The 14457-nt window shown below is 65.0% G+C and carries 8 protein-coding genes; 1 reads left to right on the forward strand and 7 read right to left on the reverse strand.

The annotated features are described in order from the left end of the window. Positions 1 to 70: 70 nt before the first annotated feature. Positions 71 to 2230: a S46 family peptidase gene (locus tag ACZ0AJ_RS18275; protein WP_499455878.1), complete on the forward strand. Its 2160-nt coding sequence runs from the start codon at positions 71 to 73 to the stop codon at positions 2228 to 2230. A 400-nt stretch (positions 2231 to 2630) separates the two neighbouring features. Here the strand turns inward: ACZ0AJ_RS18275 and ACZ0AJ_RS18280 are convergent, their stop codons facing one another. From ACZ0AJ_RS18280 to astB, 7 genes are all read right to left on the reverse strand, one after another. After that, positions 2631 to 3281, reverse strand: coding sequence for a CatA-like O-acetyltransferase (locus tag ACZ0AJ_RS18280; RefSeq protein WP_499455879.1), 651 nt, complete (start codon positions 3279 to 3281; stop codon positions 2631 to 2633). A 16-nt stretch (positions 3282 to 3297) separates the two neighbouring features. Continuing rightward, positions 3298 to 4782 (reverse strand): APC family permease, encoded by a 1485-nt coding sequence (locus ACZ0AJ_RS18285; protein WP_499455880.1) that lies wholly within the window; start codon positions 4780 to 4782, stop codon positions 3298 to 3300. Positions 4783 to 4922: 140 nt separating this feature from the next. Beyond that, positions 4923 to 5798 (reverse strand): head GIN domain-containing protein, encoded by an 876-nt coding sequence (locus tag ACZ0AJ_RS18290; protein ID WP_499455881.1) that lies wholly within the window; start codon positions 5796 to 5798, stop codon positions 4923 to 4925. A 124-nt stretch (positions 5799 to 5922) separates the two neighbouring features. Beyond that, positions 5923 to 7035, reverse strand: coding sequence for an NADH:flavin oxidoreductase/NADH oxidase (locus ACZ0AJ_RS18295; protein WP_499455882.1), 1113 nt, complete (start codon positions 7033 to 7035; stop codon positions 5923 to 5925). 272 nt (positions 7036 to 7307) lie between these two features. Next, positions 7308 to 8309: a succinylglutamate desuccinylase gene (locus ACZ0AJ_RS18300; protein ID WP_499455883.1), complete on the reverse strand. Its 1002-nt coding sequence runs from the start codon at positions 8307 to 8309 to the stop codon at positions 7308 to 7310. A gap of 1 nt (position 8310) precedes the next feature. Next, positions 8311 to 13017: an NAD-glutamate dehydrogenase domain-containing protein gene (locus tag ACZ0AJ_RS18305; RefSeq protein WP_499455884.1), complete on the reverse strand. Its 4707-nt coding sequence runs from the start codon at positions 13015 to 13017 to the stop codon at positions 8311 to 8313. A gap of 97 nt (positions 13018 to 13114) precedes the next feature. Then, positions 13115 to 14455 (reverse strand): N-succinylarginine dihydrolase, encoded by a 1341-nt coding sequence (gene astB, locus ACZ0AJ_RS18310; protein WP_499455885.1) that lies wholly within the window; start codon positions 14453 to 14455, stop codon positions 13115 to 13117. Positions 14456 to 14457: the final 2 nt, after the last annotated feature.

The raw sequence follows: 14457 nt of genomic DNA on the forward strand, positions 1-14457 counted from the left end.
TAGCGGATTAACCATACTCACGAACACTCCCCGGAGTCCGTCATTCCCCTTCCCAACCAGACCAAAGCGCATGAAAAAGACCCTTCTCTCGCTCGCCATCCTGACCAGCTTCGCCGCCCAAGCGGACGAAGGCATGTGGATGCCGCAACAGCTGCCACAAGTAGCCAAGCAACTGAAAGCCGCCGGCCTCAAGCTGGATCCGGCAAATCTGACCAAGCTGACTGAATTCCCGATGGGCGCGATCGTGAGCCTGGGCGGCTGCTCGGCGTCGTTCGTCTCGCCGCAAGGTCTGGTCGTGACCAACCACCACTGCGTCTACAACAGCATCGCCGTCAACTCGACGCCAGAGCGCGACCTGCTGGCCAACGGCTTCCTGGCCAAGACCATGGCCGACGAGCTGCCAGCATCGCCCGGCAGCCGCGTGTACGTCACCGACGAAGTGGCCAATGTCAGCGCCCAGGTCATCACCCCTGAGGTCGCCAAGCTGACCGGCAAGGCCCGCATCGACGCCATCGAAAAGAACCAGAAAACCCTGGTGGCGGCCTGCGAAAAAGATGCCGGTTACCGCTGCACCGTGGCCAGCTTTTACGGCGGCCTGGAATTCTATCGCCTGAAACAGCTCGAAATCCGCGACGTGCGCCTGGTGCACGCACCGGCGTCGGGCGTCGGCAAATTCGGCGGCGACACCGACAACTGGATGTGGCCACGCCACACGGGCGACTACGGTTTCTACCGCGCGTATGTCAGCAAGGATGGCAAGTCGGCCGAGTTCTCGAAGGACAACGTGCCGTACCAGCCGAAGCACATCATCAAGATCGCGAAAGACAACCCGAAAGAAGGCGACTTCGTGATGGTGCTGGGCTACCCGGGCCGCACCAACCGTCACCGCCTGCCGTCCGAAGTGGCGTTCACGTTCGACTGGAACTACCCGGCCTTCATCCAGGCCTCGAGCGAGACGCTGGCCATCATCGACCGCGAAACCAAGGCCGATCCGGCTGCACGGCTGAAATACGCGGGCCAGATCGCGGGCGTGAACAACTACTACAAGAATCGCAAGGGCATGCTGGTCTCGTACCAGGGCAGCGACTTCCTGCAGCGTAAAACCGCCGAGCACAATGCGCTCAAGGCGTGGGTCAATGGCGACGCTGCGCGCAAGGCGCAGTACGCCGCCGACATCGACACCGCTGAAAAGCTGATCGCCGAACGCGATGCGGGCACCAAGAAGAGCTTCTTCCAGACCTACGCGCAACCGAAGTTCCTGTCGTCGGCACGCACGCTGTACCGCCTGGCTAACGAGCGCACCAAGCCGGACGCCGAGCGCAAGACCGGCTACCAGGAACGCGACCTGCCACGCCTGACGTCGGTCGTCGAAGGCCAGGACCGCACCTACGACGAAAAAGTCGACAAGGCGCTGGTGCTGAACTTCCTGACCAAGTACAACGCACAACCGGCCGCCGAGCACGACGCCGCGTTCGACGCCGCACTGGGCATCCGCGCCGGCATGAGCGAAGCCGAACTGAAGGCCGCACTCGACCGTATCTATGCAGGCTCGAAACTTGCCGACAAGGCAGCGCGCACCGCGTGGCTGAAAAAGACGCCAGCCGAGTTCAAGGCATCGAACGACAGCTTCATCAAGGCCGCGGTCGCAATGTATGACGCCGACATGAAGGACGAAGAAAAGCAGGAAGAATCGGCCGGCAAGATCCAGCAAGCCTACGGCAACTACATGAAGGCCAAGATCGCCTACATGAACAGCCGCGGCCAGGCCGTCTACCCGGACGCCAACAGCACGCTGCGCGTCACCTTCGGCAAGATCGCCGGCCGCCCACAAGGCGCCGACGGCACCACCGGCTGGACCGCCTTCACCACCGTTGCAGGCGTCACCGCCAAGCACACGGGCGAAGGCGAGTTCGACGCGCCGGACAACCAGCTGGCTACCATCCAGGCGAAGAACTTCGGCAAGTACGTCGACCCGAAACTGAAAACGCTGCCAGTGAACTTCCTGGCGACGCTGGACATCACGGGCGGCAACTCGGGTTCGGCCGCACTGAACGCCAAGGGCGAGCTGATCGGCCTGGCATTCGACGGCACGCTCGACTCGATCATTTCGGATTGGGACTTCAACAAAGCGATGACCCGCTCGATCCAGGTCGATACCCGCTACATGCTGTGGAATATGCAGTACGTCGACAAGGCCGATAACCTGCTGAAAGAAATGAACGCGCTGTAAATCCCGCGTTCTCAATCCCGCCAAAGGCCGCGCTACCGCAAGGAGCGCGGCCTTTTTAATACCCCAAACAAATTCCCCAACAATTAGGGTCAGAGTCGAATTGTTTGACAACTTTTGCGGATGAGCCGTTAATGCGACTCTGACCCTAGTTATCTCAGGGGCAATTGGCCAATAATTCGACTCTGACCCTAATTAATTTTTATGTAAATTTGGCGGGTTTGGGTAGCTGCAGGAAACTAATGCCAAGAGTATTTGAATGTGCCGTAACTTCTACCAAACTCAAGCAGAAAAACACCGCAAAAACAATTAGGGTCAGAGTCGAATTGTTTGACAACTTTTGCTGATGAGCCGTTAATGCGACTCTGACCCTAGTTATCTCTGGGGCAATTGGCCAATAATTCTACTCTGACCCTAATTGAAGGATGGTGGTGAGTTCGGTGGTGATTTGTTCGGCCAGGCGGTGGATGTGGAGGCCGTCGACGAAGCCGTGGTGGGCCTGGACCGAGAATGGCAGCGTCAGTTCTCCGTTGGGGGCGTCGCGAAAGCGCCCCCAGGCCAGTGACGGGATGTCGGGCTGTGCCAGCACCGCGGTCGGGTGCTGGATTGATGTGAAGTCGAGCCAGGGGATGCAGGTGACGAAGACTTGCTCTTTTGCCTGGCGCGGTGACAGGGCGGCGTACTGCGTGTTCAACGCGGTCATGCCGGCGGCTTCGGCGCCGGCGGCGCGGCTGCGGGCAACGAACGTGTGCAGGTCGTCGGACCACGCGAACATCGCGAAATTCAGGTCGTCGTTGGCGTTCGTGACGGTGAACGACGGATTCAGGCGTTCGATGCGAATGACCTCGCCGTCCACGATGCGGTAGCAGAAATTCTCGATCTTCAGCACCGCGCGCAGCGTGGCGCACAGCAGCACGTGAAATGGCGCCAGTCCCTGCGCGCGGCACCAGGGACGAAAGTCCGGCAGCGTCAGCGTGAAGCACAGGTTCAGCGCCGGGCTGTCCATGCTGTCGAACAGCGCGAAGCGGTCGCGCCGTCGTTCAAACTTGTCCATCGTGATCGCCAGCCACTTACGCCTGCTGTTTGTTCAGGCGGCTGTTGCGCATGCTGTAGACGAAGTAGGTCACGACCGCCACGCCCATCCAGATGAAGAACACGCGGAACGTGGTGCTCGACAAATCCTTCATGATGTACAGGCAGGCCAGTACCGACAGGCCCGGGACCACATACGGACCGAACGGCACGCGGAAGCCCGGTGGCGCATCAGGACCCTGCTTGTGGCGGATCACCGGCACCGCGATCGACACCACCATGAACGCCGTCAGCGTCCCCATGCTGACCATGTCCCACAAGAAGGTCGAGTCGACCGTGCCGGCCACCAGGCCCACGACGGTGCACACGATGATCGTATTGGCCACCGGCGCCTGCGTGCGCGGGCTGACTTTCTGGAACACTTTCGGGATCAGGCCATCGCGGCTGATCGCATACAGGATGCGGGTCTGGCCGTAGATCGTCACCAGCGTCACCGAGAACACCGACACCACGGCGCCAGCCGACAGGATCAGTGCCGGCCAGGCCTGGCCCGTCACGTTCTGCAGGATCACCGACAGGCCAGCTTCCTGGCCTTCAAACAGGTGCGCCGGCTGCGCGCCCATCGCGGCAATCGCCACCAGCATGTAGAACACGGTGACGATGACCAGCGCCGACAGGATCCCGATCGGCACGTTGCGGCGCGGGTCCTTGACCTCTTCGCCGGCGGTGGCGATGGTGTCCAGGCCAATGAACGAGAAGAACACGGTGCCGGCAGCGGCGGTCACGCCGGCCATGCCCGCGTAACCCTTGCTCTCGTCCATATTGAAGAATGGCTGGAAGTTGTTGGCGTCAAAGCCGGTGAACGCAATCGCGGCAAAGAACACCAGGATCGCCAGCTTGATCATCACCATGATGGCATTGGTCGTGGCCGATTCCTTCGTGCCGCGCACCAGCATGATGCCGCACATGATCACGAGCAGGATCGGCGGCAGGTTGATGTGGCCCGGATTGAACGAGACGTTATGGTGGTCCGACACGAACATCGGCGAGCGCAACTCGATCGGTATCTGCCAGTGGAACGCGTTGAGCAGGAAGTTGTTCAGGTAATCGGACCAGCCGATCGATGTCGCACTGGCCGCCAGCCCGTATTCGAGCAGCAGGCAGCCGGCGACGATGAACGCCGCGAATTCGCCCAGCGTCGCATACGCGAACGAGTACGAAGAGCCCGATGCCGGCACGCGTCCGGCCAGTTCGGCGTAGCACAGCGCGGTCAGGCCGGCGGTGATTGCCGCGAGCAGAAATGAGAGAACGACGGCAGGACCGGCTTTCGGCACTGCTTCAACCATCGTGAAAAAGATGCCGGTACCGATCGTGGCGCCCACGCCGATCATCGTCAGCGGGAACAGCCCGAGCGAGCGATGCAGGCCAGGCAAGGCGCCGGCAACGCCAACGGATGTGCCCTCGTCGTGATGGCGTCCCGCCGGTTTGGTACGTAGCAGCTTTTGGCCCAGAGTCTGATTCACGGCGAGTCCTTCAGTACGCGGTTGCAATCGCGTTCGATGCCGCCGGTAAGCAGTCCCCAAACGCAGTCTCAAAACGAAGCTGCGATTATAGGGGACTCTGCTGTCGCTGAAGACATTTTGTTTGCATGCGCGACAAGACCTCAATCGAGCAGGTGAATGCGCTCGCCCGTCATGCTGCGCTGGGCCGGCTGGCCATACACGCGGATGCCGCCCGAGCCCGATGTACGGGCAAACAGCGACTGCCTGACCGTGGCCCGGATGCTGCCGGCGCCGCTCGCGCCCAGGTCGGCGTCCTGCGTCGTCAGGCCCGCCAGATCGGCGCTGGCCGAGCCGCTCACGCGGGCGTTGAGCGAGCGCACGGCGCCGCTGGCATCGAGCGAACTCGATCCACTCAGCTCCATGCGCGCGACCTCGCCGTTCACGGGCCCGACGCGCATCCGGCTCGACCCGGACAGCGTGACATCGATGCTGTTGCTGGTGAGCCGGGCCGCATCCAGCAGACCGGAGCCGCTCGCGCGTGCATGCAGATTGCCGGCGCTGCCAGCCAGCGTCACGCTCGCCGAACCGCTCTTGCGCACGTCGAGCGGCGCGCCATTCAGGCCGCCCACGTCGACGCGGGTCGCGCCCGACGCGCGCACCTCGGTCAGGCGCGGCGTCGTATAGATGATGCGTAGCAGCGTCTTGCTGCGCAGGTTCTGCTCGGACCAGATGCGCAGCGTGTCGCCCTGCGTCTCGGTGCGAATCAGCGGCAGCAGGTTGCTGTCGGCTTCCACCACCAGCGACGCGACCGGCCCCACGCGCACATCGACCGGCAGCGCGCCGCTCACGTCCAGTGCCGGCAGCGCCGCGATGGCGCGGGCATCGCGCGCCGCGACACCGTTCCCCTCCGTCGTCCCGCTGCTCCACGACGTATGAACGCGCATGTCGCTGCCATCCTGCGGCGCGACGATGATGGCGCAGCCGGCAAGTGCAGAAAGAGCAGCAAGAGCGGCGGCAAGGGCGATGGAGGTACGCATGGCAGTCCTGACAGGTTGTTGTTCGGGTGATGGCACTCTACCAACCGCCCTGCCCCCCAACGTGCTGCATGCGACGAACTGCAAAAACGGCGCCGTGGACTGCATGCTCCCGGCGCGAGCGGTGTCAGCCCTTGCCAGGCCGCGTGGTATCGAACAGCGTCTTGAATTCGTGCGGCTGCGAGCGCCAGTACTGTGGCGGCGCGCTTACCTGCGCCCCCAGTTCGGCCGCCGCGTGCCACGGCCAGCGCGGGTCGTACAGCATCGCGCGCGCGAGGGCGATGACGTCCGCCTGGCCCGCCTGCAAAATGGCTTCGGCGTGGCGCGCCTCGGTGATCAGGCCCACGCCGATCGTCGGCAGGCCCGTGTCCCGCTTGATCCGCTCGGCGAAGCCGATCTGGTAACCCGGCTCCACAGGAATCTTCTGGGCGGTCGACAAGCCGCCGCTCGAGACGTGAATGAAGTCGCAGCCAATGCGCTCGAGCTCCTGCGCAAAGCGCACGCTCTGTTCGAGGTCCCAGCCGCCGTCGACCCAGTCAGTGGCCGAGATGCGCACCCCGAGCGTCATCGACGGCACGGCGGCGCGCACGGCGGCAAAGACCTCGAGCGGATAGCGCATGCGGTTCTCGAGCGAGCCGCCATATTCGTCGGTGCGGTGGTTGGCCAGCGGCGAGAGGAACTGGTGCAGCAGATAGCCGTGGGCGCCATGCAGCTCGATCGCGTCAAAACCCAGCGCATGCGCGCGGCGTGCAGCGGCCACAAAACCGTCGCGTACCCGCGCCAAGCCGGCAGCATCGAGCGCCAGCGGCGCGGCGTCGCCCTCGGTATGCGGCACAGCGGACGGGCCTTCGGTCTGCCAGCCGTTAGCCGCGTCAGGGGCGATCTGCGCGCCACCTTCCCACGGCACGTTCGTCGACGCCTTGCGGCCAGCATGGCTCAGCTGGATGCCGATCTTGATGGGCGAATGACGACGCATCGCCGCCAGAACCGGCGCCAGCGCGTCAGCATGGGCGTCGGACCACAGGCCCAGGTCATTCGGTGAGATGCGGCCTTCCGGAACGACGGCCGTGGCTTCAAGGGTGATCAGCGCAGCGCCGGACAGCGCCAGGCTGCCCAGATGGATCATGTGCCAGTCGGTGGCCAGGCCATCGACAGCGGAATACTGGCACATCGGCGCGATGGTAATACGGTTGGACAGCTCGAGGGGGCCGAGCGAGTACGGTGAAAACAGCATGGTCATGGTGGCTCCTGCATATCAAGAGCACCAGTCTAGCCCGACATGAAAATTCGTGTCGTCGACCAAAAAAAAGCGGGGGTCAGGTCTGACATTCGGACACGGTCTCGACAATCGGGGCTGGGAACCAGCAGGTACCGGGCCATACGGATACCGGGCAAGACACCATTGGAAGTGGTCAAGGCTGAGGTCGTGTCCGAATGTCAGACCTGACCCTGGCTGTGTTATGACAATTTTTTTCGTCAGCCAAAAAGAAGCGGGCCGTGGCCCGCTTGGTCTTACCTGATGCGCACCACCATGATCCCGGCGCGCAGCCCTACCCTTACATCCGGGTTCGGGAACACGACCAGTTCTTCGTCGTGCTGCACCGTGTAGGTCGTTGCACCATCCTGCGCGATGACGTCACCTTTTTGCATCGGCGTGAAGTTCCAGGTCTCGCGTCCCACGCGCATGGTAAATGCGTCGGACAGCTTGATGATCGACTGCGCCGTTGCAAACACGCGCGGCGCAGTCGTCGCTGGCTGCGCCGGCTGCCCACGCAGCAGGCGATCCAGCGCGCTTGATGCGGCGGCGAACTGCGACAGATCATTCTGCCCCAGCGTGCCAACACGACCCAGTTCGACCGTGCTGCTGGCCGCGCCAAGATGCTCGGCCGTGAAGTAACTGTAGGTGCCGGCCGATTCGGGATTCATGATGATCGCTTCGATTCTCGCCTCGCCCAGCCACCCCATCAAGCTCGCGCGCGCCGCATCAGCAATCAGTTCCGGCACGATCGCGAACATCGGATAGTGCGATGGCCTGATTGCCGTGTGCAGGTCGAGGTGCCAGCGCGCAGGGCCGCTGCCCTCGAAAAACGCGCGCGTTGCCTCGATCAGCACATCGGCGCGCCCGGCCTCGAACGTCCCGGCGAGCGAGCCACGCTCGGCGCGGAACATCCGGTTCAGGTCCGCGTCGATGAAACGCTTGCCGGCGCGGATGGCATCGATATGCCCGACACACAGCATCAGGTCCACCGCCAGCGTGCTGGCGGAGCGTGACAGCGCGTCGACCAGATACGCCACCATCTCGATCGGCCCCGTCTCGTCGCCATGCACGCCGACCGACACCAGGACGCTGGGACGGTCGGCGTCCGGCGTTGCGGCGCGCACCGTCAGGATCCCTGACGCTGGCAACCCGACGACAAAGCCGGCATCGCGAAAACGCTGCGCGACCGCGCCGAAGTCGGCTTCGGCCAGTGCGCGCACCGCTTCCGGCAAACCTGCTACGGATGCAGCACTCATCTTATGCAGCCAGACGTTCTGGCGAGAGGCCTTCCGACAGCGCCCACACGTCCAGCATCGCCTGCTCCAGTTCGGTCGGCGGCGCAAAGCCCGTCAAGCCGCGCGCGGCGGTCACTTCATCCACCGCTGCCTGCATGTCGTTGCCGTTGTGGCCCGCATGCTCGATCACCTGCAGCAGCAGGCGCTGCTGCGCGCGGCGCAGCGATTGCAGCGCGTAGTTGCGCAGCTGTTCCTGCGACTTGCTCTGCGCCGGCAGCTTCAGGCCCAGTTCCAGCGTGTCGATACCGACCTGCTGGCGCAGCAGCGTGCCGACCTGCAGGAACTGCAGCAGCGACATGCCCTCTGGCCGTGGCACCGACACTGCCGCGAACAGGAACGAGGCTTGCGACTCGATGATCTCGACCGCCTTCCAGGCCGCTGCAAACTGCGGCGGCAGGCCCGTGTGGCCATCGGCCTCGGAGCGGAACTTGGCGGCCGCGCTCCCGTCGGCTTCGGCGAACAGCGTCGAGAGCTCGTCCAGGCCTTGCGAGCCTGGCGGCAGCGACAGCACGCCTTCGATCGTGGCGCGTTGCAGCGCGCGGGTGCGGTTGTCGACCGAAACCGACACGTCGCGCGGCACCACCAGGGCGTCGGCGTCGAGCGCATCGAACACCGGCGCCAGGTGCAGCGCAGCCCAGGCCTTGGCCCACGCCTTGACGACTTCGGTGTCGTCGATGCGGTGTTCCAGCGCCAGGTCGCGCAGCATCAGCGGGCCGCAACGGTTCACGGCTTCGTTGGCCAGCACGGTGGCCAGGATGGCGTTGGCCAGCGGATGGTCCAGCGGATCGCGGGTGGCGACCAGCTGCGCCGGGAAGTAAGGCCGCAGCAGTGCGTCGGCCCAGACTTCGTCGGTCAGCGGCAGTGCAGCCAGCGTGCGCTTGAAGCGGTTCTTGACGTTGGCAATCACCACCGCCAGTTCCGGCGCCGTCAGGCCCAGGCCCAGCGCCTTGCGGCGCAGCAGTTCGACATCGCTCGGGAGCTGTTCAAGCTCGCGCGACACGGCGCCTTCGGCTTCCAGGTTGGCGATCAGGGCGATGTAGCCATCGACCACCGCGCCGGTGGCTTGCGCCTGTACTTCGCGCGTCAGCAAATGCGTCTGCAGCGTGTTGTCGCGCAGGACCAGGCGCTCGATCTCGCCGGTCATTTCGTTCAGCGTGCGGTTACGGTCGGTTTCCGACAACTGGCCAGCATTGACTTCGGTGTCGAGCCAGATCTTGACGTTGACTTCATGGTCCGAGCAATCCACGCCGGCCGAGTTGTCGATCGCATCGGTGAAGATGCGGCCACCGGCGAGCGCAAATTCGATGCGACCGGCCTGGGTCGCGCCCAGATTGCCGCCTTCGCTCACCACCTTGCAGCGCAGCTCATTGCCGTTGACGCGGATCTGGTCGTTGGCGCGGTCCTTCACTTGCGCGTGCGTCTCGGTCGAGGCCTTGATATAGGTGCCGATGCCGCCGTTATAGAACAGGTCGACCGGCGCCTTGACGATGCGGTGCATCAGTTCCTGTGGCGGCAGCGACGTCTCTTCGATCTGCAGCGCCTCGCGGATCTGCGGTGAGAGTTCGATCGAGCGGGCATTGCGCGGGTACACGCCGCCGCCAGCCGAGATCAGGCTCTTGTCATAGTCTTCCCACGACGAGCGTGGCAGCGCGAACATGCGCTCGCGTTCCTTGAACGAGACTTCGACGTCCGGGGTCGGGTCCAGGAAGATGTGGCGGTGGTCGAACGCCGCCACCAGTTTCAGCTGGCGCGACAGCAGCACGCCGTTGCCGAACACGTCGCCCGACATGTCGCCCACGCCGGTCATCGTGATCGGGTTGTTGGCCAGGTCGTGGCCCAGTTCATAGAAGTGGCGCTTGACCGCTTCGAACGCGCCCTTGGCGGTGATGCCCATCTTCTTGTGGTCGTAGCCGTTCGAGCCGCCCGACGCGAACGCGTCGCCCAGCCAGAAGCCACGCTGCACGGCGATGCTGTTGGCGATGTCCGAGAACGTCGCGGTGCCCTTGTCGGCTGCCACCACCAGGTACGGATCGTCCTGGTCGTGACGCACGGTTGCCTCTGGCGGCACGATCTCGCCGCGCACGCGGTTGTCGGTCACTTCCAGCAGGCTGGCGATGAACAGGCGATACACGGCTTCGCCCTCGGCGGCGACCACGTCGCGCGCTGCATCCTTCGGCATCTGCTTGCAGACAAAGCCGCCTTTCGAGCCGGCCGGCACGATGACGGCGTTCTTGACCATCTGCGCCTTTACCAGGCCCAGCACCTCGGTGCGGTAGTCTTCCATGCGGTCCGACCAGCGCAGGCCGCCGCGGGCGACCGGGCCGCCGCGCAGGTGCACGCCTTCGAAGCGGCGCGAGAACACGTAGATTTCGCGGAACGGCCGCGGCTCCGGCGCCAGCGCCAGGTCGCTCGTGTCGACCTTGAAGATGATCTTTTCGCCGCTGTTCTGGAAGTAGTTGGTGCGCACCGTGGCCAGCGCCAGGTCGATCAGCGCGGCCATGATTTCTTCGGTGTCGGCGTGGTTCACGCCCGGCAGGCTGGTTTTCAGCAGGTACAGCGCGCTGCTGCCTTCGTTGCGTTGTTCGTCGGTCAGGGCCGGATCGAAGCGCTGCATGAAGCCGTTGACGAATTCCTTGACCAGGCCAGGCTGGGCGCGCAGCGTTTCAGCCATGTAGCGCACCGAGAACTTCGAGCCGAGCTGGCGCCAGTAGCTGATGTAGGCGCGCACCAGCTGCACTTCGCGCAACGACAGGCCGCCTTCGATCGTCAGGCCGTTCATGCGGCCATCTTCGGCTTCGTCGTTGAACAGGGCAGAGAACAGTTCTTCGGCCACTTTGCCGATGCCAGGCTTGGTGAGTTTGGCGGCGCTTTCGGCGTCGACCGACAGCGCGGTCACGTAGCGGCGCACGCCATCCAGACCCGTGTGGCGGAAGGTCTGCTCGCGGTCGACCGCGATGCCGGCGTTCTGCAGCGCCGGCAGGATGCGCGACAGCGACGGCACGGTCTCGCTCGAGTACAGGCGGATCGAGGTGCCGGCAGCGTCATCCTGCTCGATGCGCGCGGTGACGCGATCCGGACGGCAGCGCGTCAGCAGCGCGTGCACGTCGCGGAACGCCGTTTCGGGCGCCGTGGCGGAGACAAAACTCACGGGCAGCGTCGGCACCACCTTGCGCATCAGGCTGCGCAGGCGGCTTTCATCGACGCTGTTGGTCAGCTGGGCAAAGCGGTCATGCCAGCCATCGAGCACGCCCAGCAGCGGCGCCTGCAGATCGGTTTCCAGGTCGAGCGGATAGCGGGCCGCGTGCGCGATCAGGTACACGCGTGCCAGCGGGCCATCGGCCACCAGGGTCTGGACGTCGACGTCGCGCGCGCCCGAGCTGTCCTTCAGGGCGGCTGCCAGGCTCGCGGCCACGGCAGCGCTGAAGCGCTCGCGCGGCAGGTACACCAGCACGTTCAGGTGACGGCGATACACGTCGCGGCGTGCAAATACCTTGGCGCGCGGCTGCTTGTACAGCGACACCACGGCGCTGCAGACTTCGGCCAGCCATTCCGGCTCGGCTTCCAGCGCTTCGTTGCGCGGCAGCGATTCGAGGATCTCGATGAATTTCTCGGCGCGGAAACCTTCCTGGCGCACGCCGGCGATGCCGAGCACCTTGGCCACGCGGCCACGGGCGAACGGCAGGCGCGCCAGCGGGGTCGAAGTCGCAGCGCGGGTGAACAGGCCAATGAAGCAATGCTCGCCCAGGATGCGGCCCTGCGCGTCGGTATCGCGCACGCCGATGAAGTCCAGCGGCTGGTCGCGGTGCAGCGTGCCGCCCACGTCGGCCTTGACGATCGACAGCGTGTCAGCACGGCGCGACAGCGTATCGAGGTCGCCCGGAATGCTGGCCAGGCAATCGCCATACACCGGATGCGCGGTGTCTTTCAGCACGCCGATGCGGCTGCCCAGATCGCGTTCGAGTTCGCGCTCGCCCGCCTTGACGACGTAGTAGGCATAGCCGAACGGCTCGAAGCCTTCGTTCTTGGCCCATTCGAGGAAGGCGGCGGCTTCCTGGCCGTCCGGCGTGCCGGCGGCGGCAGCGGCTGCGGCCACGGCGGTCATGCGGTCGCCCATGGCGACGGCGTCGCGCTGCACGGTGGCGGCGTCGCTGGCGACCATGCGGATGCGCGCGGTCAGCTTGTCGAGTTCTTCGAACTGCAGTTCATCGTTCAGCAGGCACAGGACGATGGATTCGAGCGGGCTGCCCGCTTCGCCGATGGCGACCAGCGCGCCGCTCGCGTCGCGGCGTACCGACAGCACGGCGTTCATGACGCCGGCGGCGACGATGCGCTCGCGGCGCAACGCCATGACGAACGAGTCGACCAGGTACGGGCGGTCATCGTTGAGAATCAAGAGTGCGGTGGCCTTGCCGCCGCGGCCGTCCGAGTAACCCATCGTGGCGATCTGCGCGCCAGGGCCGGTGCGCTGGGCCAGTTGCGAGAAACCGTCCACCAGCACGGGCGCCAGGCTGTGCGGCGCGGTGCCGGCCAGGTCTTCGTCGTCGAGCGACTCGAGCCAGGCGGCGATCAAGGCGTTGACCTGCGCGCTGCCGGCCGATTGACTGGCCGAACCGTTCTCGTTGATCAGCGCCAGCGTCTGGCCGCGCAAATCGTTGGGCATATCTTTCATCTTGCTTCTCCAAAGTTGTGTGCCTGGCGCGCCGCAGCTCGTGGCATGGCGCTGCCCTGCTTTATATGGACGGGGATTACCCGCCCGAATCCTGCTGTTACAAGTCGTACAGCCCCGGCAAGCCGAGGATGCGTGTGAGTTCTTCCAGCGCGGCGGCGCATTCAAGCGCCAGCTGTGGGTCCATCAGATCCTGCGTCTCGATGCGGTCGCGATAGTGGCGTTCGACCCACGCAACCAGTTGCGCGTACAGCGCCTCGGTCATGATCACGCCCTGGTGCATCGCGGCCGCTTCGGCATCGGTCAGCGCCACGCGCAGGCGCAGGCACGCCGGCCCACCGCCGTTGCGCATGCTCTGGCGCAGGTCGAACTCGATCAATTCGTCGATCGGTCCACGCCCCGCCAGCAAGCCTGCCAGATAATCGGCAACCGCGGCGTTCTCGCGGCATTCGTGCGGCACCACCAGCGCCATGCGGCCATCCGCCTTGGACAGCAGCTGGCTGTTGAACAGGTAGCTGGCGACGGCGTCGCCCACCGCCACCTGGCTCGTCGCCACGCGCACCGGATGCAGCTCGGTACCGGCAACGGCCAGCGCGCGCCGCAGCGCGTCGAGCGTGCCCGCTTCATCGGCAAACGCCTGCTCGTGATAGAACAGCACATTGCCATTGCCGACCGCGATGACGTCGTTGTGAAACACGCCCTGGTCGATCACGTCCGGGTTCTGCGATGCAAACACGGTGCGCGCCGGGTCCAGGCCATGCAGGCGTGCGATGGCTTGCGACGCTTCGAGTGTCTGGCGCGCCGGGTATTTTTTCGGCGCCGGGGCGGACGGATCGAACTCGACGCGGCCATACACGAAGAACTCGACGCCGGCGGCGCCGTGGCTCGCGGCAAAGCGCGTGTGGTTGGCCGCGCCTTCGTCGGCAAAGGCCGGCACCGATGGCAGCGGGTCGTGCACCATGAAATGCTCGCTGTTGCCGAAGATCGCGCGCAGCGTGCGCGTGGCCTGCACGTGTTCTTCGGCGCGGTGCAGCTTGTTGTTCAGGTTCGCGGCCGTGAAGTGCACGCGGCCATCGAGCGAATCGGCCGACGGGCTGACGGTGGCCGCGTTGGCGGTCCACATCGGCGCGGCCGACCAGGCGCAGGCCAGGATCACGGGGGCTTCACGATAAGCGCGGGCCAGCACATCGGCGTCGGTGCCCGAAAAGCCCAGGCTGCGCAGCAGTCTGAAATTCGGGCGGCCCTGGGGCGGCATCACCGCCTGCGCAAAGCCGCGCGCGGCCAGCTCACGCATCTTGGCCAGGCCCTGCAAGGCGGCCTGGCGCGGATTGGAGCTGCTGCGCACATTGCTGAACGAGGCCACGTTACCGAACGACAGACCGGCATAGTTGTGCGACGGGCCAACCAGCCCGTCGAAATTGAATTCGCGTGCGTCGCGCATGG

This window comes from Telluria sp. AC161 (genome assembly GCF_979258535.1).

Excerpts from the sequence above, each read along its gene's own strand:
- ACZ0AJ_RS18275 (WP_499455878.1), top strand. The coding sequence starts at position 71 with ATGAAAAAGACCCTTCTCTCGCTCGCCATCCTGACCAGCTTCGCCGCC.
- ACZ0AJ_RS18295 (WP_499455882.1), bottom strand. The coding sequence starts at position 7,035 with ATGACCATGCTGTTTTCACCGTACTCGCTCGGCCCCCTCGAGCTGTCC.
- astB (WP_499455885.1), bottom strand. The coding sequence starts at position 14,455 with ATGCGCGACGCACGCGAATTCAATTTCGACGGGCTGGTTGGCCCGTCG.
- ACZ0AJ_RS18290 (WP_499455881.1), bottom strand. The coding sequence starts at position 5,798 with ATGCGTACCTCCATCGCCCTTGCCGCCGCTCTTGCTGCTCTTTCTGCA.
- ACZ0AJ_RS18280 (WP_499455879.1), bottom strand. The coding sequence starts at position 3,281 with ATGGACAAGTTTGAACGACGGCGCGACCGCTTCGCGCTGTTCGACAGC.
- ACZ0AJ_RS18300 (WP_499455883.1), bottom strand. The coding sequence starts at position 8,309 with ATGAGTGCTGCATCCGTAGCAGGTTTGCCGGAAGCGGTGCGCGCACTG.
- ACZ0AJ_RS18305 (WP_499455884.1), bottom strand. The coding sequence starts at position 13,017 with ATGAAAGATATGCCCAACGATTTGCGCGGCCAGACGCTGGCGCTGATC.